The 20,302-nt window shown below is 31.6% G+C and carries 19 protein-coding genes; 8 read left to right on the top strand and 11 right to left on the bottom strand.

Annotated elements, in window-relative coordinates:
- Positions 1 to 53 precede the first annotated feature (53 nt).
- Positions 54 to 1,424, bottom strand: a complete 1,371-nt coding sequence (gene hisS, locus MY04_RS05340) for a histidine--tRNA ligase (RefSeq protein ID WP_066207397.1) — start codon at positions 1,422 to 1,424, stop codon at positions 54 to 56.
- Positions 1,425 to 1,768: 344 nt separating this feature from the next.
- Here hisS and MY04_RS05335 point away from each other — a divergent pair, with 344 nt between their 5' ends.
- A complete protein-coding gene (locus tag MY04_RS05335; RefSeq protein ID WP_066207396.1) occupies positions 1,769 to 3,253 on the top strand; it encodes an acetyl-CoA hydrolase/transferase family protein in 1,485 nt (494 codons plus the stop codon).
- Positions 3,254 to 3,390: 137 nt separating this feature from the next.
- Here the strand turns inward: MY04_RS05335 and MY04_RS05330 are convergent, their stop codons facing one another.
- The 3 genes from MY04_RS05330 to MY04_RS05320 all read right to left on the bottom strand — a co-directional run bounded on the left by MY04_RS05330 (position 3,391) and on the right by MY04_RS05320 (position 6,046).
- Entirely contained in the window at positions 3,391 to 4,299 is a 909-nt protein-coding gene (locus MY04_RS05330; RefSeq protein ID WP_066207394.1) for a DUF58 domain-containing protein, read from the bottom strand.
- A 213-nt stretch (positions 4,300 to 4,512) separates the two neighbouring features.
- Complete coding sequence (locus tag MY04_RS05325) at positions 4,513 to 5,292, bottom strand: septal ring lytic transglycosylase RlpA family protein (RefSeq protein ID WP_066207392.1); 780 nt, start codon at positions 5,290 to 5,292, stop codon at positions 4,513 to 4,515.
- Between the two features lie 13 nt (positions 5,293 to 5,305).
- Positions 5,306 to 6,046, bottom strand: coding sequence for a septal ring lytic transglycosylase RlpA family protein (locus MY04_RS05320; RefSeq protein ID WP_066207390.1), 741 nt, complete (start codon positions 6,044 to 6,046; stop codon positions 5,306 to 5,308).
- A 214-nt stretch (positions 6,047 to 6,260) separates the two neighbouring features.
- Between MY04_RS05320 and MY04_RS05315 the strand changes: the two genes are divergently transcribed.
- Positions 6,261 to 6,584 (top strand): DUF3276 family protein, encoded by a 324-nt coding sequence (locus tag MY04_RS05315; protein WP_066207388.1) that lies wholly within the window; start codon positions 6,261 to 6,263, stop codon positions 6,582 to 6,584.
- Between the two features lie 102 nt (positions 6,585 to 6,686).
- On the top strand, positions 6,687 to 7,871 hold the full coding sequence (locus tag MY04_RS05310; RefSeq protein WP_236941098.1) for an AI-2E family transporter: 1,185 nt from the start codon (positions 6,687 to 6,689) through the stop codon (positions 7,869 to 7,871).
- Positions 7,872 to 8,052: 181 nt separating this feature from the next.
- On the opposite strand, the gene pssA is transcribed toward MY04_RS05310, so the two are convergent.
- The 3 genes from pssA to MY04_RS05295 form a co-directional block, all read right to left on the bottom strand.
- Positions 8,053 to 8,739, bottom strand: a complete 687-nt coding sequence (gene pssA, locus MY04_RS05305; protein ID WP_336234587.1) for a CDP-diacylglycerol--serine O-phosphatidyltransferase — start codon at positions 8,737 to 8,739, stop codon at positions 8,053 to 8,055.
- A 97-nt stretch (positions 8,740 to 8,836) separates the two neighbouring features.
- Entirely contained in the window at positions 8,837 to 9,478 is a 642-nt protein-coding gene (locus tag MY04_RS05300; RefSeq protein WP_066207386.1) for an MBL fold metallo-hydrolase, read from the bottom strand.
- A gap of 297 nt (positions 9,479 to 9,775) precedes the next feature.
- Positions 9,776 to 10,201 (bottom strand): HI0074 family nucleotidyltransferase substrate-binding subunit, encoded by a 426-nt coding sequence (locus tag MY04_RS05295; RefSeq protein WP_066207384.1) that lies wholly within the window; start codon positions 10,199 to 10,201, stop codon positions 9,776 to 9,778.
- Positions 10,202 to 10,715: 514 nt separating this feature from the next.
- Here MY04_RS05295 and MY04_RS05290 point away from each other — a divergent pair.
- From MY04_RS05290 to MY04_RS05270, 5 genes are all read left to right on the top strand, one after another.
- Positions 10,716 to 11,801 carry an NAD(P)/FAD-dependent oxidoreductase gene (locus tag MY04_RS05290; RefSeq protein ID WP_066207383.1) on the top strand — a complete coding sequence of 362 codons (1,086 nt, stop codon included), beginning with the start codon at positions 10,716 to 10,718 and terminating at the stop codon, positions 11,799 to 11,801.
- Complete coding sequence (locus tag MY04_RS05285; protein WP_066207379.1) at positions 11,798 to 12,997, top strand: PAS domain-containing protein; 1,200 nt, start codon at positions 11,798 to 11,800, stop codon at positions 12,995 to 12,997. The genes MY04_RS05290 and MY04_RS05285 overlap by 4 nt, the downstream gene beginning before the upstream one ends.
- A 379-nt stretch (positions 12,998 to 13,376) precedes the next feature.
- The gene (locus MY04_RS05280; RefSeq protein ID WP_236941097.1) at positions 13,377 to 14,417 is read left to right on the top strand and encodes an MBOAT family O-acyltransferase; all 1,041 of its coding nucleotides are present in this window, start codon (positions 13,377 to 13,379) and stop codon (positions 14,415 to 14,417) included.
- A gap of 2 nt (positions 14,418 to 14,419) precedes the next feature.
- Complete coding sequence (locus MY04_RS05275; RefSeq protein WP_066207376.1) at positions 14,420 to 15,331, top strand: hypothetical protein; 912 nt, start codon at positions 14,420 to 14,422, stop codon at positions 15,329 to 15,331.
- Positions 15,315 to 16,667, top strand: coding sequence for a hypothetical protein (locus MY04_RS05270; RefSeq protein ID WP_066207374.1), 1,353 nt, complete (start codon positions 15,315 to 15,317; stop codon positions 16,665 to 16,667). The genes MY04_RS05275 and MY04_RS05270 overlap by 17 nt, the downstream gene beginning before the upstream one ends.
- On the opposite strand, the gene MY04_RS05265 is transcribed toward MY04_RS05270, so the two are convergent.
- From MY04_RS05265 to MY04_RS05250, 4 genes are read right to left on the bottom strand one after another with little or no spacing between them, the layout of a single operon-like run.
- Entirely contained in the window at positions 16,650 to 17,720 is a 1,071-nt protein-coding gene (locus MY04_RS05265; RefSeq protein WP_066207371.1) for a glycosyltransferase family 4 protein, read from the bottom strand. The genes MY04_RS05270 and MY04_RS05265 overlap by 18 nt on opposite strands.
- On the bottom strand, positions 17,713 to 18,897 hold the full coding sequence (locus tag MY04_RS05260; RefSeq protein ID WP_158297574.1) for a glycosyltransferase: 1,185 nt from the start codon (positions 18,895 to 18,897) through the stop codon (positions 17,713 to 17,715). Before MY04_RS05260 ends, MY04_RS05265 begins: the two co-directional genes overlap by 8 nt.
- Positions 18,894 to 19,742, bottom strand: coding sequence for a glycosyltransferase (locus MY04_RS05255; RefSeq protein ID WP_066207365.1), 849 nt, complete (start codon positions 19,740 to 19,742; stop codon positions 18,894 to 18,896). Before MY04_RS05255 ends, MY04_RS05260 begins: the two co-directional genes overlap by 4 nt.
- On the bottom strand, positions 19,739 to 20,302 hold the full coding sequence (locus tag MY04_RS05250) for an acyltransferase (RefSeq protein ID WP_066207362.1): 564 nt from the start codon (positions 20,300 to 20,302) through the stop codon (positions 19,739 to 19,741). The genes MY04_RS05255 and MY04_RS05250 overlap by 4 nt, the downstream gene beginning before the upstream one ends.

Genomic DNA, 20,302 nt, shown 5'->3' with positions numbered 1-20,302 from the left:
TCCTAACTCCTAACTCCTAACTCAAATTATCTTAGAATTATGAAAATTAAAAGTTAAGATAGTTTCTCTACAATTTCAGTTGCACTCAACATCTCCTGCTCCCCAGTTTCCATATTTTTCAAAGAATACTTCCCTTGAGACATTTCATCTTCCCATGCAAGTACAACGTATTGGATGTTTTTGCGGTTGGCGAAGTTCATTTGCTTCTTCATTTTAGCGTTATCAGGGTAAAGTTCTGCACTGATACCTGCGTTTCTAAGTTGTTGAAGCAATGGTAATGAGTAGTCTCTTCCGGCGTTATCGAAGTTGGTCAACATTACTTTTGTTGTTTCGATAGCTGATTCTGGGTAGAGATCTAGTTCTTCTAATACATCGTAGATACGGTCTACTCCAAATGAGAAACCAACACCTGACATACCTTCTAAGCCAAATACACCTGTTAGGTTATCGTAGCGACCACCGCCTGAGATAGAACCCATATTCGCGTTGTTTACTTTTACTTCGAAGATAGCACCTGTGTAATATGATAAACCTCTTGCTAGGGTAACATCAAATTCTACTTTATCCGTATTTACACCTAATTTAGAGGTATAATTGAATACTTCTTCTAATTCTTCTAAACCTTTAAGACCTACTTCTGAAGAGGCTAAGAAATCTTTCATTTTAGCAATTCTTTCTTCAGTAGTACCACTCATTTCATAAATAGGTGCTAACTGATCTACAGCTTCTTGAGTAAAACCTCTTTGCTCTGTTAGTTCTAGGTTTACTTTTTCAACACCAATTTTATCTAATTTATCAATAGCTACACAAAGCTCAGATTCTTTACCGTTTTCTCCGATAGCTTCAGCAATACCTGTAAGTACTTTTCTATTGTTTAATTTGATGGTATGATCAGTAACTTTCAAATTAGTTAACGCCTCTCCCATCATGGCTAGGATTTCTGCCTCACATAATAATGAATCTGTACCTACTACATCGGCATCACATTGATAAAATTCTCTATACCTACCTCGTTGTGGACGATCTGCTCTCCATACGGGTTGAACTTGATATCTTTTAAATGGAAAAGATAAATTACCGTGGTTCATCACTACATATCTAGCGAAAGGTACAGTTAGATCATATCTTAAACCTTTTTCAGAGATTTTTGGTAACATATGCTTCGCTCCTTGCTCGAAGTCTTCTTGTTTTACCTTTTTAAGGTAATCACCAGAATTTACAACCTTAAATAATAATTGATCCCCTTCGTCACCATATTTACCCGTCAATACAGAAAGGTTTTCCATGGTTGGAGTTTCTAAATTCTGAAAACCATACTTTTTATATACACTTTTAATAGTATCTAAAATGTAGGTTCTCTTTGCCATTTGCTCTGGACCAAAATCTCTTGTACCCTTTGGTACGGTAGGTTTTTGCTTTGCCATTTATATATCTATGTATTTTTTTTCAAACAAGAAGCGCAATTTCATCAATTTTAAATAGAAATGAAAATAGAATACGGAGTATAATTTCCTTTTAATACTTTGTTAAATATAAGAGGTTAATTTATATCATTAAATATTAATTAATTCATTACTTAAATCACCTTTTAGGGTTATTTATTAGTCACCATTTTCTAATAAACTGACTTATATCTTTACATCATCATTCCAGGTTGAATATTTAATGGTTCATATTTCTTGTGTGAAGTATTATTATTAAACCTAAGGGAAATGAAAATGAAAAAACTTATCTACAGATAAACTGTACCAGATTAAAGAAAGAAAATATGCCATTTAAAATTTTAACTCCAGAAGAGGCAGCATCTTATGTACATCATAATACAACTGTTGCATTTAGTGGTTTTACTCCTGCAGGATCGCCAAAAGTAATTTCTAAAGCGATTGCTGAAAAAGCGAAAAAAGAGCACGAAGCCGGTAGAGAATTTAAAATTGGAATGATCACTGGAGCTTCAACAGGAGACTCTTTAGATGGAGAATTGGCGAGAGCAAACGCGGTTAAATTCCGTACTCCTTATCAATCAAATAAAGATATGAGAGGTGCCATTAATAATGGTCACGTAGAATATTTTGATATGCACTTATCAGCGTTAGCTCAAGAAATGAGATATGGCTTCTTTGGTGAAATTGATGTAGCAATTATCGAAGCTGCTGATATTACACCAAACGGTGAAGTGGTATTAACATCAGGCGTAGGTATCTCTCCAACAGCCACAAAATTAGCTAAGAAAGTTATTATTGAATTAAATAGTAATCACCCTAAATTTATTAAAGGGCTTCACGATATTTACCAACCATTAGACCCTCCTTACAGAAAGTCTATTCCAGTATACTCTCCTGATGCTAGAATCGGTGATCCAGTATTAAGAATTGATCCTTCTAAAATCATGGGTATCGTTGAAACTAACGCTCCTGATGAAGTTGGTGGTTTTGCTCCTGTTGATGAGGTAACTCAAAAAATTGGTGATAACGTAGCGAACTTCCTTGCTGGTGAATTAGCGAAAGGTACTATTCCAAAAGAATTCCTTCCAATTCAATCTGGTGTAGGTAATATTGCCAACGCGGTATTAGGTTCTTTGGGTAAAAATCCTGGTATCCCTCCTTTCAGAATGTACACTGAGGTAATCCAAGATGCAGTAATCGATTTAATGAAAAACGGCGATATCACTTTCGCTTCTGGTTGTTCATTAACGGTTTCTCCTGATGTACTGAAAGAAATTTATGGAAACTTCGATTTCTTTAGAAATAAACTTGTACTTCGTCCTCAAGAGATTTCAAATAACCCTGAAATCGTTCGTCAATTAGGATTAATTACAATTAACACGGCAATTGAGGCGGATATCTTCGGTAACATCAACTCTACTCACGTTTTAGGTACGAAGATGATGAACGGTATTGGTGGTTCAGGTGACTTCACTCGTAACTCATTCTTATCGATCTTCACATGTCCTTCAGTGGCGAAAGGTGGTAGCATTAGTGCTATTGTACCAATGGTATCTCACGAAGATCACTCAGAGCACTCAGTGAAAGTGATCATTACAGAGCAAGGTGTAGCTGACTTAAGAGGTAAATCTCCACGTCAACGTGCTGAAGCAATTATCGAGAACTGTGTTCACCCTGATTACAAAGAGACATTAAGAGATTATCTTGATGTAACTACAGGTCATCCTCAAACTCCACAAGCATTGGACAGAGTATTTAAAATGCACTCTGAATTTATGACTTCTGGTGATATGAGAAACACGAAGTGGTAGTGAAAAACTCTATTCTTTAGAAGATAGATATATAAAAAGAATCCCGTATCAAAAGCTCAGGAATTAATTCCTGGTTTTACGATACGGGATTTTTATTATCAAATAAAAGAGTGTTTTTACATCAAATTATTAGATGATTATCTCATCATCTGCCTTTTCAGCATATAAGGTATAATAATCTGATCTAACTCTTTCTTGCTATCTGCTTCAACATAATCAATTTTATATTGTCCACATTTCACATTTAAATCATGATATAATTTTGAAATTGTCTTTTGATACTGTTCTCTGATCTGTGAAGGTCTCAATTTTTCTCTTTGTCCGGATTCAACATCAACAAACACCATAGGACGTTCTGGAAATTCTAATTGCAATTCAGTACTATGATCAGCTACATGAAATAATAGAACTTCATGATTATTGTGCTTCAAATGCTGAAGTGCTGCAAACATCTCGTCACGATTCCCCATTTGTCCCATCATATCACTAAAAATGATGACTAATGAACGCTTATGAATAGTTTCGGCCACTTGATGTAAAACCTTAGCGATATGTGTTTCCTTCTGTGGAGGAGGCTTCTCCAACATCTGCTGTAATTTGATGAAAATCTGATGCAAATGCGTTTTTGTTGACTTCACTTGAGTCATTTCCTCAATATCATCGGAGAAAGTACAAAGCCCCACAGCATCTCTTTGCCGTTGAAGCATATATCCCAAAGATGCCGCTGCCATTGTGCTAAACGCCATCTTATCGAAGGTCTTATCAGGATAATACATAGATGGAGAACGATCTAAGACAATCATTGCTCTAAGATTCGTTTCTTCCTCGTATCTCTTTGTAAATAACTTATCAGTCCTGGCATATACCTTCCAATCGATATGACGAGTACTTTCGCCAGGATTGTATAAATTATGCTCGGCAAATTCTACGGAAAAACCATGGTAAGGCGATTTATGAAGACCGGTAATAAACCCCTCCACCATTTGTTTGGCGAGTAGTTCTATATTTCCATATTGTCTAATAGTATCAAATGAAATCTCCTGCATAGTTTTCTAGTTATTTAATTCGTCTTATCTAATATAATAAATAAATAGATAGATTTGAAAGTAATTATAATGTCAAATTATGAAACCGAGGTCGGGAGACCTCTAACGTTTTTTAGACACAAATGTCGCTAGCGCTTAACATTTGCGCCAGCTTTACCTCTTACCTCTTACCTCTTACTTAAAATCGAGCGTAAACTCAGCACCTACTACCTATCACAAATGTTTCTTCACAAACGCTCCCTTATACCCTTTACCTCTCACCTTAGATACTTTATTTCTAGCATCGGCTTCAGATAAATCGCCATATATTAATCGATACACCTTTTTATCATTACTCCATCCCGCTTGAATAAAAATACTAGATAAGCCTTTTTTATTGGCTTTTTTCCCATTTGAAATAGCCTTTTTAACATCTGTATATGAAGCCATCTGAACACCATAGCCATTCTTAATATTTTTAGGAGTACCCCAAATACTGTAAGTACCCGGAGCTGCGAATTCTCCTTTGGGCTTACTTGCAGTTTTCGGAGGATCTTTCTTTGGTGTTTCTTTCACATATTTATTTTTAGGAATTACATCTCCTGTAACACCAGTCGTTCCCTCTTTTACTTTTGTTCCTTGACCATTGATATATAGCACTTCAATAGATACATCACCAATACCATCTTTGACCATATCAATTTTTGCTGCAGCAGCTTTAGATAAGTCAATAATACGATGTGCTTTAAATGGACCTCTATCATTTACTCTCACCACTACCCAATTATTGTTTTTTAAATTGGTTACTTTAAGGTAGGTATCAAACGGTAATTCTCTATGAGCACATGTAAATGCATACATATTAAATCGTTCTCCATTTGCTGTTTTTTTTCCATGGAATTTATTCGCATAATAGGACGCTTGTCCTTTTTTTACATCACCAACTTTTTTCTGTCCGAAGACAAAAGTGGAAAATAATAAGGATATAAGTAGTAGAAATTTATACTTGTTCATTTGTTTATAATGCTTAGTTGAAATGTTTTTTTATTTCAGCTTGATCAGATATCTTTTTAATGAGTTGAAGTAATTGTTCTGCTTCATCCTCTGAGGTGAAATCACCTATTAATAGCCTAAATTCTTTTTGACCATTTGACCAACCTGTCTGTATCAAAACATCCTCAAAATTATAAGACTTTTTGATATTGATGGCGTCATTATAAGTGTCTTCAATATTAGAATTAGCAAGAAACATGACAGAATAGCCTTCTCCATTATATTTTTCTCCATTTAGGGTGTAAGTACCTGTAGGATAAAATAATTCTTTACTAAAATTTGTGGTGGTGTTATTTGATTGAAGCTTCTTCTCTTTGGCTTTTTTCGCTCTTAACGTTTCAGGAGTATCCATTAAAGTAACCTCCACCTCAGCATCATTTAACCCAATAATATCTAATTTCTGAGCTGCTTTTAAAGTCACATCTATGATTCTTTCATTGGTATATGGGCGATCGATTATTTTAAGAAATACCGTTTTACCATTATCAATGTTTCTAACTTTAACGATACTACCGAAAGGAAAATACTTATGGGCTGCAGAAAGCTTGTTCATATCATATTTATACCCTCCTGCTGTAATTCTACCTTCTCTATTATCAGGGTAATAGGACGCTTTTCCTATCTGTGAATAACCAATTTTCGTAATGCTTTGAGCAAATGATAAAGCAAAAAAATGAATGAATGTAAGCGTTAAATAAAGTACTTTGTTTGTCATATGGGTCTCCCCTAAAATTTTAAAAAAGATATATTTTGGATAATTGTATCTCTGAAAGAATATTCAAAATAGAAAGACAATATACAACATTTTTACTCTTATATTGATAAATGAAAATAAAGTGTAAAAAAAATACATTTTTTTCGAAAATCGCTTGGAATTATTAAATGATATACAAAAATTACAGTGTAATTGTAACTAAAAGATTAGGATTGTGGAAGAGAGAAGAGAAGAAATCTTTTCAAGAAAAGTACGTGCTGGAAAGCGTACGTATTTTTTCGATGTTAAGGCAACACGTTCAAACGATTATTACTTAACTATTACAGAGAGTAAAAAACGTTTTAAAGATGATCAACCTGTATTTGAAAAACACAAAATTTTCTTATACAAGGAAGACTTTGACAAATTCGTAGATGCCCTTGGAGAATGTGTAGACAAAGTGAAAAACGATCTTTTGTCTGACTATGACTTCGAGGAGAATAACAACTATGAAGACAAGTATAAAAGCGAACCTTTAGACAACGATCTATCGTATTAGTCAAAAAATCTTTGATCTAAAGAGGCTCCTGTTTTTATTTAAGCGGGAGCCTTTCTATATTTAACAAACCTAACTTTCCATTTACTTAAACAGATAAGATTAGTGTCAGATAAATATAAATCATCCTTTAAAGAAATAGCAGCTGTTGCAAAGTATTTCAGGTCATTTACCAATTTAATTATCATTGGTTTAGTGATTTTGATACTATCTTGGCTATCAGTGCAATTACAAGATGTACTGGCCTATTTGATCATTTCCCTTATCATTTCATCCATCCTTCAAACCCCTACAAACTATTTATCGAATTTGCATTTTGTGGGGTATAGATTTCCAAGACCATTAGCAGTAATATTTTCTTTCATACTGTTATTCGCCATCATTGGATTATTTGTCTTTCTATTTTATCCATTGATCAAAAGTCAGATAAGTGTACTTTCAGAAAAAAATCCAACTGAAATTGTCTCTGTTGTAGAAGGACCAATTATAGGTATCGAGCAATTAATTAGAGATTATGTGATGCCTGAAGCTGAAGAAGGTTTTTTACTTAGTCAAGTTTTAGAAAACGCCAACAATCTAGTCAAGAGCGATAGTATTCGTAACGTTATCAATGGATTGATATCCTTAACAGGTAACTTCTTTGTGGGTACAATGGCGGTATTATTTATCACCTTCTTTTTCCTTAATGATCCTGGGTTATTTAGAAGGCAAATCATCACATTGATACCAAATAAATATTTTGAAGTATCTATTTCTGCACTAATAAAAACAGAAAAATTACTATCAAGTTATCTACTTGGTCTATTTCTTCAAATGCTCAGTATATTTTCCATCGCCACCATCGGTTTGAAGATAGCAGATGTTGAATATGCGATTACAATTGCCGTATTTGCCGCAGTAGCTAACTTAATCCCCTATTTGGGACCATTCTTAGGTTTCACTTTTGGAATGATGGTTGGCATACTTACCGATAATTCTCTTGTAGAAATGCCAGATTATATCTTCCTTGGTGCGAAGATTCTTACCGTTTTTGGTATCGTTCAAGTAGTAGATAACGTGGCCGTGCAACCTATCATTTTCTCTAGGAGTGTAAAGGTTCATCCGCTCGCCATTTTCCTTGCTGTATTTATTGGATCTGCTTTAGGAGGTGTTGTTGGGATGGTGTTTGCTATTCCAACACTTACAATTTTAAAAGTTGGAATGGAAGAATTTATGTATGGGTATAAGAGGTATCAGATATTTAGAAGTAATAAGAGTGGAAATGCATTGTTGAAGAAGGTGGAGGAGTAATTAAAAAATCCCTATCACAAGTGTTAAGAAGAAACTTGTGATTGAACATAGTAAAGTCTCCAGACTTATAACCAAAAATTATTAGGTGATAAGTCTGGAGACTTTTGCAATTGTAAGTGATAATATCAATTGCCTTTGTAACCCACGACAGAATTCATGTTAGAATAAATAACGGTATTTATTATTTCGATGATTTCGTTCTAAAAACAACAGAAACCAATATCTGAATCAATACTACTAATGGTAAAGCAGCCACTCTAAATATTGCCAATAAAATCATACTTGATATAATTAATATATATCGAGCTTCATTTCCTGTCCAACCGAAGTTTTTGAATTTCAGTGAGACCAAAGGAATTTCGGCATTCATCAAATAGGATAATAGTAGTGTTAAGCCTACCAAAACATATACATTTGATACATATGCATCATATTGTGGATACCATTGCATAATCAAAGGAAGTGAACCAATGATAATGGCTGTTGCAGGTGTCGGAACACCTATAAACCCATCCGATTGTCTTTCATCCACATTAAAATTGGCTAAACGGATTGCCGAGAAAGCTGCCAACAGGAAGGCTAAATATGGTAGATATTGATAAACATCAACGTACATCAATAGATGATACATAATAACAGAAGGTAGTACACCAAATGTGACCATATCCGCCAATGAATCTAATTCTTTACCGACGGGCGAGGATACTTTCAACATTCTAGCCGCAAATCCATCGAAGAAGTCGAAACCAGCTCCTATAAGAATCATAAAGGCACCCATCACCAAATTGCCCTCAAAACAAAATGTTATACCAATACACCCAGAGATTAAATTCCCACACGTAATGGCATTTGGAATATGTCTTTTCAAAATATTTATATTTAATCCTAGCACAAGAATTTAGCGAAGCGGTTCTTGTGCTTATAAAACGTCAGAGGTCTCCCAACCTCGTTTAATTCAAATTAGGCTACCCCCTTACAAAAGGATTACTCCTCTTCTCATCTCCAATAGTCGTAAAAGGACCATGACCCGGATATACTCTCGTCTGATTAGGCAATTTGTACATCACGTTTGCAATATTGTCTAATAATGTTTGATGATCACCACCCGGTAAATCCGTTCTACCAATAGAGCCTTTAAACAATACATCACCACCCAAAGCAAAATCTTCTTCCTTTGAGTAGAAAACTAAATGACCAGGCGAGTGTCCTGGAACATATAAGATCTCCATTGATGACTCACCAAAAGTAAGTGTTCCCTCATTTTCTAACAATTCATCTGCAAAAGATTCTACAAAACCAGGTATGCCATAGCGAGCACACGAATCTTTACCAGAAGCCAATGTCTCTACCTCTCCTTTTGGAATATATAATTTCACTCCAAATGTATCCTGACAATATTTATTACCAAACACATGGTCTAAATGACAATGAGTATTGACAATCTTCATCACTTTTAATTCGTTCGATTCAATAAAACTTTTTAATTGTTGCTCTTCTGATTGATCGTAACAACCTGGATCGACAATAACAGCTTCTTTTGTCTCATCCCAGATAAGGTAGGTATTTTCTTGGAAGGGGTTGAATGTGAATGTTTGTATTTGTATCATTTTATTAATGTTTATTACTTTATTATTTGGTGAGGTATGATGACGTTTTAGAGATCTGCGCTGGAGGGGTTGCACCCCTCCTTGGGGAAGAGTGGTTGCCTTAGAGATCATCTATGTAACAAGTCTTACAGCTAACCTCCCTATATTGAGGTACTATCGGTCTACTCTCTTCGTGAACGATGGGTGTAACCCATCATGGGTTGGAGAGTATGTGTGTTGTACCTCTGCGATCCGGAGGGGTTACACCCCTCCTTATGGAAGAGTAGTTACCTTTTATATCTTCTTAATAACTATTCTTTAATATGATATGTCACTTTGCTTTTTAATTAAAAAAGATAGCTCCGAAATCAATTCTTCTAGCATTAAGTAATATTCGCTTGATATTAATAGGACTAATTGTTTTGAGATTCTTTCATCAAAAGATTGATTAATAAGATCTCTTTTATTTAATGCATCAATCCAAACATAACCATCTGTGATTAAAATTTCATGAAATGCTTGCTTCAATGTGCCTTTAGGTGTCTTAGATTTTAACCCTTCTGATTCTAAATAATCTTTCAAGGTTTTCCATGATAATTCAAATGTCATTTCAAAAAACTGGATAATACCAGCTCTAATGATTTCATCATCATGATCTCTTTTTAAAGCTTCTTGTAATTTTTGAAACGATTTAGATAAATCTTGATATCGCTCCTTCCATCGTGTTTCTTTAAAATTAGTCATTCTATTTTTATTTTATACGATAGTGATTTAGCCACCTTTTAACCCGGAGAGATTGCAGCTTCGTCTAACCCGAAGAGCAGCACCCTAGGCAATCCGGAGGGGTTGCACCCCTCCTTGTGGAAGAGTGGTTACCTGCGAGATCATCTATGGAACAAGTCTGTAAGCTAATCTCTCTATATCGAGGTACTATCGAACAACTCTCCTCGCAAACGATGGGTGCAACCCATCGTGGGTGGTGAGTGACTGTAACCTCAGCAATCCGGAGGGGTTCCACCCCTCCTTGTGGAAGATTAGTTACCTTCGAGATCATCTATGGAACAAGTCTGTACAGCTAATCTCTCTATATCGAGGTATTATCGGTCTACTCTCCTCACGAACGATGGGTGCAACCCATCGTGGGTGGCTTGGTTATATACGATATCGATCATATGATATACCACCCATCAACCTACACCCCAAACAATATAATTGAAATGCTTATATTTGCCACAAATTTACACTTTGATTTTTTAGAATGGCATATAAGGTCGATTATTTAATCGTTGGACAAGGGTTAGCAGGGACAATTTTAGCAGAAACACTTCAAAATAGAGGTTTTTCGTTTAGAATTATTGATGATGGGACACTCAAAAACTCTTCTCGAGTAGCTGGTGGGTTATATAATCCTATCACTGGAAGAAAAATGGTGAAGACTTGGCTTTGTGATGTGCTTTGGGAGAAGATCGATGAATTCTATCCTATATTTGATAAAAAATATAGTATTGATGCTTTCAAACCTATCAATTTATATTTTCCTTTTGAGGGGCAAGAGAAGCAAACCGATTGGTTGAGTGCAAGTGCTGATGATCGATACGATGGCTATATCAAAGAGTTTCATTCAGAAAGCCTATATTCTGATGTCATTCATCAAGAATTTGGGGGTATGGAAGTCACTCGCTCTGGATATTTGGATATTCCTGTTTTTTTGGATGCTTTTAAAGAGCAGGCATTGAAGGAAGATAAAATTGAAGTGGAGCTTTTCGATCATCAAGAATTGAATGTTAGTGAAGATACGATCAAATATAAAAATATAGAAGCGAAGCACATCATTTTTGCTGAAGGAAATAAAGTGGAGAAAAACCCCTACTTTCCTACTTTGGACTTCCGTCCTGTGAAAGGAGAATTGCTATTGATAAAGTTTAAAAATGCCCGTTTCAATCATATAATTAATAGAAATGGTTTTATACTTCCTATCGACGATGAAGGTAATTGCAAGTTAGGAGCTACTTATGAGCGTGTGGAGGATATGGAAAATCCTACAGCAAAGGGTAAGCGACAATTATTAGAAAAAGTGGAATTGGTCGATGATGATTTTGAGATTTTAGATCATTGGTCAGGTATTCGTCCCGCTACATTTGATAGAAGACCTTTCGTTGGAACATCAAAAGATTATAAAAATATTCATATCTTTAATGGATTGGGTGCAAAGGGGGTATCATTAGGCCCCTATTTTGCACAAAAATTGATTAATCATATTGAGTTGGGAGACGATTTACCCTACGAAGTACGCTTGGATCGTTTATCAAAACAGCAAAGAATTAACTTGAACTCTAAAGGATGAATGCACAGCTAAACGCTATTTTTTCGAAGCTTCAGGTACGTGGAGCCGTATTGTACATCATTTTTATATTAGCCATTCTTAGTGGCTCACTGGTAAAAATGTACATCGATGTGCAGACGGAAAAACAATTCCTATACAATGCTTTAAGTAATTCTCAAGCTTTGTTTCAGTATAGAATATCCTCAAAAGAAATAAAGAAATCGGTGGAAGAGATTCGTACTTCTGGGTTAGATCTTTTTAAATTCACTCATGCTGATGTGTATTTTCTAAACGATAAAGGCACCCCTATCTTCTGGATCAATAATAATGCAGAATCTCATATCTTCGAGAAAAATGCTCATCATGATATCCCTAATTTTCTAAGTAATAAATTCAAGAAAACGAGATATAAAAACCTAGAAAATTATAAAGAGTTTTTTATTACAAGAGTTGAAGTCGATAATCAATCTCAAAGATCGATCGCTTTGGTGGTACAGAGAGCTGACTTATGGCTCAATCAGAGTATCAACACCTTCCCGATCACCCTATTAAGTATTGTATTAATTAGCATTTTATACCTTACGATTGGTTCATCTAATAAAAAATGGATTTATAATCCTTTAGATATCCTTATAAAACATTTAGAATACGAATCTCAAGGTATCGGTTCTGAATTATCTAGAGATGTACCTGCTGAATGGCACAACATCTTCCTAGAATTAGAAATGAGTAAGGATGGAAAAAATTCACAACTCCAACAAAAAGAAACGGAAGCGGAAATCACTCAACGTTTCCACGCTCAATTAGAGGAACTTCGCTGGGCAAAATCCCAATTAGAAAAATATCAAAATCAGGGAACTGCACCACTTCCATCCAATACATTCTTAACAGATGTTTTTGAATCATCAAATATTGGTGTAATTTTAACCGATGAAGACAATATTCCTAAATTCGTCAATAATAAAGCGAAAGAAATTTTAGGTAAAGGTATCCAACCAAAGTCAGAAGAAGACTTACTGGATATTAGAAAAATCTTCATCGAAGGTACTGATGTGGAAATCCCATCAGACCAACACCCAATGGTTTTAGCAAAACAAAGTAATACACCCCAAATGGCTAAAGCTTTAGAGGTTTATTATCCGGATAGTGGTGCAAGACAGAATGTTTGTATTTGCGCTGTGAATTTGGGTGATGGGGTGGTTTGTTTTGTGGTGTAATTTTTTGAACTACTCAAACTGATTTTTTAATGCTTTTTAATTCTTTTGAATTCATTCTGTTCTTTCCAATTGTATTAATTTTTTATTATTCAGTTCCCCATAAATTTAAATGGATTATTTTATTGATCTCTAGCTATTATTTTTATATGGCATGGAGACCAGAGTATATAATCTTAATTCTTATTTCTACATTAATTGATTTTTTTTGTAGTTATAAAATGTCTTCTTTAGTTGATAAAAAAAAAGAAAACCTTACCTATACATCAGTTTGATTTCAAATCTAGGTATACTTTTTACTTTTAAATATTTTAATTTTTTTATTGACACAATAAATACAATATCAAACTCTTCAATACCATTTGTACACTTAATTTTACCTATGGGAATTTCTTTTTACACATTTCAAACACTTTCCTATTCTATAGATGTGTATAATGGTAAAATACAAGCAGAGAAAAATCTAGGAAAATTTGCATTATATGTTTCATTTTTCCCTCAATTAGTAGCAGGCCCCATTGAACGAGCTTCCGATTTAATTCCCCAATTACATGAAAAGAAAAAATTTAACTTTTTGAATTTAAAAAGTGGAATATTTCAAATTATATTAGGCTTTTTCAAGAAAGTTGTTGTTGCTGATACATTAGGTATTTATGTAGATTCTATTTATGACAATTTTGAATATAATTTTGGCTTATCTTTAATTATAGCCACCTATTTTTTTGCTTTTCAAATTTATTGTGATTTTTCTGGTTATTCTGATATTGCTATAGGTTGTGCTAGAATTATGGGATTTAATTTTATGGAAAATTTTAAATTACCCTACTTTTCTAAATCGGTTACAGAGTTCTGGAGACGATGGCATATCTCATTATCAAGTTGGTTAAGAGATTATTTATACATACCATTAGGAGGAAATAGAAAAGGAACATTTTCTACATATAAAAATCTTATGATAACTATGTTATTGGGAGGTTTATGGCATGGTGCATCATGGAATTTTGTGATATGGGGCTTTTTTAATGGTTTATATTTAGCAATTGAAAAAAGATTTAACATCACAAATTTTTATTTTAAAAACAAATTGATTTCATCATTCATATTATTCAATTTGATTTGTTTTACATGGATATTTTTTAGATCTGAAACTATTGAACAATCATTTATGATATTGCAAAACATTACCAATTTTAATAGATTTTTATCACTAAGAATTCAAAACACAAGTATATTTGCCTCAATCATTCTTAATCTTATTATTTTGATTTGCCTTGAATATTTTTTAATCAGAAAAAAATCAATAATAGATTTAGTAAATGAGAATAAAGATATGTTTATAATCAGTATTCAAGTCATTTTAATTTATTTAATAATCATATTTGGCCAAGAAACAAATAGTCAATTTATTTATTTTCAATTTTAATAATGAAAACAATAAAATACCTTTTAACCATCTTTTTATTATTATTAATTTTAGATTTTTTAAGTAATAACTTATTAAGTCACTTTTATAAAGAAAATAAAATTGGTCAATCAGGAGGTAAAATAAATAATTTATTAACTCATTATGACAGTGTTAATATTTTAGTTGTAGGTAATTCACGAGCAGCTCATCATATAGACCCTTCAATTTTGGGTAAAAATAATTTCAACCTTTCCCATAATGGTATGGGTTTAGATTTTCAAGTAGGCATTGTAAATTTAATTTTAAATTCTAAAATAAAAATAGATACAATACTTTTCCATATTGAAGAATATGAAATAGTAACAAATACCCCTACTACTGATATCACATATTTAAAATATTATTATGATCAAAACGAATATATCAGATATCACATCAATAAGATTGATAAATATGCATTCATAAAAAATATTTCAAAATCATATAAATTTAATGGGAAAATTCTAAGTACAATAAAAAATTATATAAATACAAAACAAAATTCATACTATCCTATTAATGGATACATTGAAAAAACTGAGAACGATACTTTATTAATAGAAAAGCAACTAAAAACAAAAAATAAAGAACCCAACAGATTAATCATTAATAATAAATCAAAAGAATATCTTTTGTCACTTATTGAATTATGCAAACTTAATAATATTAAATTAATAATTTTTCAAAGTCCTACTTTGTATAAGACGAAACAATCTGCTGTTCTTAAAAATTTTTTTTTAAATAATAATACTATTTACTTTGATTATTATCATAATGAAATTAAAGACATAAATAATATTAAAAATTGGATAGATCCAACACACTTAAACAATAAAGGTGCAAAAATTATAACCAATGAATTAAGAAAAGACATAAATGAATATCCTATTTAATATATTATTAACTCCTATTTACATTTTTTTGATTTATTTTATTATTGCACCATATTTTGCAAATAAATGGACTAATAAATATACACGTAAATATTTCTGGTGGGGTTTGACTACTAAGATGTTTGGGGCTATCTCTTTTTGTTGTATATACCAGTTTTACTATGGTAATGGTGATACTATAGCATATTTTAAACAGGGTAATATTCTAGTAGAATCATTTCTTGACTCTCCGGTCATTTATGTAAAAATACTAACTATGAGTACTATAAAATACTCAGGTGAGTTAAGTCCATATTTATCCAGAATTCCATATTCAAGTAATACCTCTACTTGGTTAATGGTTAAGTTAACAAGTTTAATTAATTTATTTAGTTTTAATTGTTTTTATCCCACTTCATTATTCTTTGGTTTATGGTCATTTTTAGGATCCTGGAAATTAATACAACTTTTTACGCCTATTTATAAAAATAATTATCATATTATATGTATTGCAATATTATTTATTCCATCATGTATTTTTTGGAGCAGTGGAATTATAAAAGAAAGTGTTACAACTGGAGCAATCGGTTTTTTCATTTTTCATTTTTACAAACTTACTATTACTAAGAAAATAAATGCTATATCAATTATTACTCTTATAATTTGTTTTTCTATAGTAAAAGTAATAAAAGGTGCTACTATTTATGTTTTATTTCCATGTTTAAGTCTATGGTTATTAATAATATATTTCAATAAAATCTCCGCTCTTTTAAAAACAATATTAACTACATTGATAATATTATCATTACCACTTTCAATATATTTACTAGTCCCGAAAATGGAAAAATATGTAGAAGGGAATGATGAATTTGTAGAAGCCCAAAGCACAATCTCTGGTTTTCAAAGTGATCATGGAGGTGAGTGGAGAGAGATGAGAGGTGGACATGGTGGAGGTAAAGCATCCACCTATCATCTAAGTACAGCTGGTGACTTATCTTTACTAGGTATGTTGAAGTCCTTCCCAGAGGCTGTTAGTTACACTTTATTCAGACCATTTCCTTGGGAAACTACTAAAATAGTTCAATTATTAGGATCTTTTGAGAGTTTTACTTTTTTAGTTATAACCATATTACTCATGTTAAAAATTGGGCCGTTAAAAATCATAAGACAAACTTATAAAGATCCAAATTTAGCATTTGTACTCTCTTATGCACTTTTCTTTGGATTTATTGCAGGATATATTTCATTCAACTATGGCGTATTGCAAAGATTCAAAACACCAATGATGCCTTTTTATACTTTATTTTTAGCAATACACTATAATTACTATAAAAGAAAATTAGCGAAAAAGAGATAGAAAATTTGATTTATTAGAATTAACGGAGAAATTATTGATTATTTTTTCTCTTGCACTTATTGACATAGTTGATGATTTATTGGATTTTAAAAAGCTAGATAATGCATCATACCATTCCTCTTCAGTGTTACATATATAACCATTTATGTTATTATCGACAATTTTACTATTTACTCCAACTGGTGAAACTATAGCAGGAATTCCTAATGACATATATTGTAATGCTTTAAATCCACATTTACCTTTAGACCATATATCGTCGGTGAGAGGCATTATACCTACATCAAATTTCAACAAGTCTTCAATTTCTGATTCTTTTTTCCATTGTAAATATTTTAATGACTTAATTGGTAAAATTGGTCTTTCGTTTGAAATTACCAGTAAAATAAAATCATACTTAATTTCTAACTTCTGAAATACTGGAATCAAAAAATCTAAATATTTTGCTGTTGTTAGTGTTCCAGTCCAGCCAATAACTGGCCTATTAAAATTTTCTTTCTTAAATCTATTAGGATTGTGATAATTATCTGTATCAATTGTAGTAGGATTTATAAAAACCTGCTTATTATAATTTAAGGCGTATTGTTTTAAATACTCATTACCAACACTAACTTTAGATGACCATTTAATTATATTCTGAACTTTTTTATACATTTTTAGTTTTTGGAATTCAGCATTATGTTCAGAATAGTTTGGTAACCATATTGCATCATCGAAATCATAAATTAACTCTTTTTTAAATATTTGAGTAATCATGTATTCAAAAATAGGAGGCCCAACATGAGACGCCTCTCTATGAATAAACACTTTATCAAAAGAATTTACTTTTAACATTAAGACTAACCTTTTAATAAAAGCTATTATTACTACCATAATTTTATAGCCAAACCTCCTTGGCTTATGCAATATAGACCATGCTCTTTCATCTAAAAAAGAATGATATTCATACTCAATACCCTCATTTTCTAGCAAATGAAGGTATTGTTCAAAGCGAAAACGTTGAGATGGTGCTTTTGTCGCTGGGTAAGGAGCTAATATTAGTATTTTACTCATAAATTAATTTAGAATATATTTGTCTGTATTTATCCACTCCTCTTTCAAGTGAAAAGAAATCGTTAGCTCCTTTACTGAGAGTTATTTCATCCATATTGTCAATTACATCAAGATTATCAACAATCTCTTGATATGCAGCATCGTTAAATTCATTAATCAATAAACCAGATTTATATTTATTAATTACAAAATCCGTATCTCCTACTCCGCTATTGCAAACAACAGGAATACCCATTGACATTAATTCACCTTGCTTTGTTGGTGAAGATGCCTTTTTTGAATAAACAGGCTTAATAAAAAAGATAGAAAGATTCCAATTCTTAATTTTACTAGGAACATCTTCCCTATTTGAGGCTTCAATAATTATGTTTTCAGTGTTAATATTCTTTTTTTCAACAACTTTTATTATGTTTATTGGTGATTCGGTGGTAACAAAATGAAAGGTTGCTTCAGGCTTACTTTTTAATAAGATTTTAAAGAAGTCAAGCATTTCATTTAACATGTACCATGTACCAATTCCACCTAAATAACCTATCACAAATGGTTTTTTTATCTCATTTCTACTATCATTAATTTTGAAAAGTTCAGTATCAACACAGCAAGGTATTACTGTAATAGGTGCATTTTTTATATTCCAACTTTCAATTTCTTTTTTTCCATTAACAGTTAATGAAACGATTGCATCAGATTCTAAAATAAATTCTTTTTCCTTCTTCTTAAAGAATTTATAGATATGATTGAAAATTGTTTTATTTTTATTCCAAATGTCTCCATCTACCCTTTCATCAGCCCAAAAACCTCTCATATCAAAAAGAAATTTAACATTGTATTTTCTTTTCATGTACAAACCTATTAAGGCTGAAATATAACTTCTACAATGTAAAATTTTATAATGATGTTTATTATGTAATTTTATCACCAATAAAAAAAGCTTAAGGATATCAAATAATGTAGATAAAACAGGAGGTTTTTTTGAATAATTTAATGGTATCCAATATAAATTATTTTGATTCATTATATCTTCAATAAACTTTTTCCTTTCTAACCTTTCTTTCTTTTCAAAAGAGATCACAGTTATTTTATATCCTTTTTTAGATAGTTTATTCAAATAGGGTAAAACTTGTGACTGCCCTAAGGGATCAGTCATTCCATCATAAGATATATATAGGGTTTTCAAATTTTATTTATTATAAAGTTTAGTTTATTATTTACAAGTTTAAAATATTCTAATTTTAACTTTAAAGACTTATTAGTTCCCATTAAATAAGAAATTTTTGAAATTTTTTTAGCCTTGTTAATGCTTTTATTTTTTTGAGGATAAATTTTAGAGAATTTATCTAAATGAGTCAAATAATTATGAATGACTTTTTTTATATTTTTCTTTTGGTAAGTATTTGTAATATTTTCAGAATGATCTCTATATACTGCCATCGGTTCATTAAAATATTTAGCATAACCCAACATTAAATTAAAATATACTATAAACTTATCTCCAGCATATACATCTTTTATCCATTCAGGGAATTTAAAGTTATTTCTAAAAACAATTGAGCAAGTATTTACATTCCAATCTGTTATAAGATCTTCAAATTTGAATATACTTTTAAATCCATAAAATCTAGTATCTTTTTGGAGTTTATTATTTTTTATGGCGTTTACCTTATGAAAAGATAATTGACAATTTGTATTAAAATCTAAATAATTAATTTGTTTATTTAATTTATCAGGGTTTAACCAAAAATCATCACCTTCACACAATGCAACATATTCACCAGAACAATTATTAAGAGTTCTGATAAAATTATTCATTACTCCAATATTACTTTTCGATTCTAATAATCTAATTTTATCAGGATATTTTAATGCATAGTCTAAACAAATATTATATGTATCATCTGTGCTAAAATCATCTCCAATTACCAATTCAAAATCATGTTTACAATTTTGTTTTAATACCCCATCAATAGCTTCTTTAATATATTTTTCATGATTATATGTAATCATACAAACACTCACTTTCATAGTAATTCTTTAAATTTTTGTTCTATTTTCAACAAATCTTTTTTCCTATTTTTAATTTTTTTCGCTGGATTACCTATATAAATAGAAAAATCTTCACAATCTTTATTTATTAAAGATAAAGCTCCTACTGCTACTCCTGTATTTAGAGTTATATTAGGGAGAATCACAGAACCTGAACCAACTATAACATGCTTTTTTATTAAAACAGGACCTGAACTTACATTTGTAAACTCCTCATTAACAGTTGGGTTTGTTAAAAATGTTCCAGAATAATCATCATTACTACTATAAACTGATACTCTTGAGGATAAACCTGAAAAATCTTGCATCGTTATTTTACCTTTCCCAATAAGAGAAGAAAAACACGCAATATGTACAAAATCCCCGATAAATATCCCTTCATTTCCAGCTGAAAGTATACAATAATCATCTATTCTAGAATTATTACCTATTGAAATTTTTGATGGATTATAAAAAACAGCTTTATCAGATATTTGTATATTTTCTCCATAAAACTTAAACCCAATTTGTTCAATCTCTTTAATACTTAAAAAAGGCAT

The organism is Flammeovirga sp. MY04 (genome assembly GCF_001682195.2).
Lineage (GTDB): Bacteria > Bacteroidota > Bacteroidia > Cytophagales > Flammeovirgaceae > Flammeovirga > Flammeovirga yaeyamensis.
This window is presented reverse-complemented; position numbering and strand designations above follow the sequence as displayed.

Coding starts and splice junctions, on each gene's coding strand:
- hisS (WP_066207397.1), bottom strand. CDS start 1,424: ATGGCAAAGCAAAAACCTACCGTACCAAAGGGTACAAGAGATTTTGGT.
- MY04_RS05335 (WP_066207396.1), top strand. CDS start 1,769: ATGCCATTTAAAATTTTAACTCCAGAAGAGGCAGCATCTTATGTACAT.
- MY04_RS05330 (WP_066207394.1), bottom strand. CDS start 4,299: ATGCAGGAGATTTCATTTGATACTATTAGACAATATGGAAATATAGAA.
- MY04_RS05325 (WP_066207392.1), bottom strand. CDS start 5,292: ATGAACAAGTATAAATTTCTACTACTTATATCCTTATTATTTTCCACT.
- MY04_RS05320 (WP_066207390.1), bottom strand. CDS start 6,046: ATGACAAACAAAGTACTTTATTTAACGCTTACATTCATTCATTTTTTT.
- MY04_RS05300 (WP_066207386.1), bottom strand. CDS start 9,478: ATGATACAAATACAAACATTCACATTCAACCCCTTCCAAGAAAATACC.
- MY04_RS05295 (WP_066207384.1), bottom strand. CDS start 10,201: ATGACTAATTTTAAAGAAACACGATGGAAGGAGCGATATCAAGATTTA.
- MY04_RS05290 (WP_066207383.1), top strand. CDS start 10,716: ATGGCATATAAGGTCGATTATTTAATCGTTGGACAAGGGTTAGCAGGG.
- MY04_RS05285 (WP_066207379.1), top strand. CDS start 11,798: ATGAATGCACAGCTAAACGCTATTTTTTCGAAGCTTCAGGTACGTGGA.
- MY04_RS05280 (WP_236941097.1), top strand. CDS start 13,377: ATGGGAATTTCTTTTTACACATTTCAAACACTTTCCTATTCTATAGAT.
- MY04_RS05275 (WP_066207376.1), top strand. CDS start 14,420: ATGAAAACAATAAAATACCTTTTAACCATCTTTTTATTATTATTAATT.
- MY04_RS05270 (WP_066207374.1), top strand. CDS start 15,315: ATGAATATCCTATTTAATATATTATTAACTCCTATTTACATTTTTTTG.
- MY04_RS05265 (WP_066207371.1), bottom strand. CDS start 17,720: ATGAGTAAAATACTAATATTAGCTCCTTACCCAGCGACAAAAGCACCA.
- MY04_RS05255 (WP_066207365.1), bottom strand. CDS start 19,742: ATGAAAGTGAGTGTTTGTATGATTACATATAATCATGAAAAATATATT.
- MY04_RS05250 (WP_066207362.1), bottom strand. CDS start 20,302: ATGCCTTTTTTAAGTATTAAAGAGATTGAACAAATTGGGTTTAAGTTT.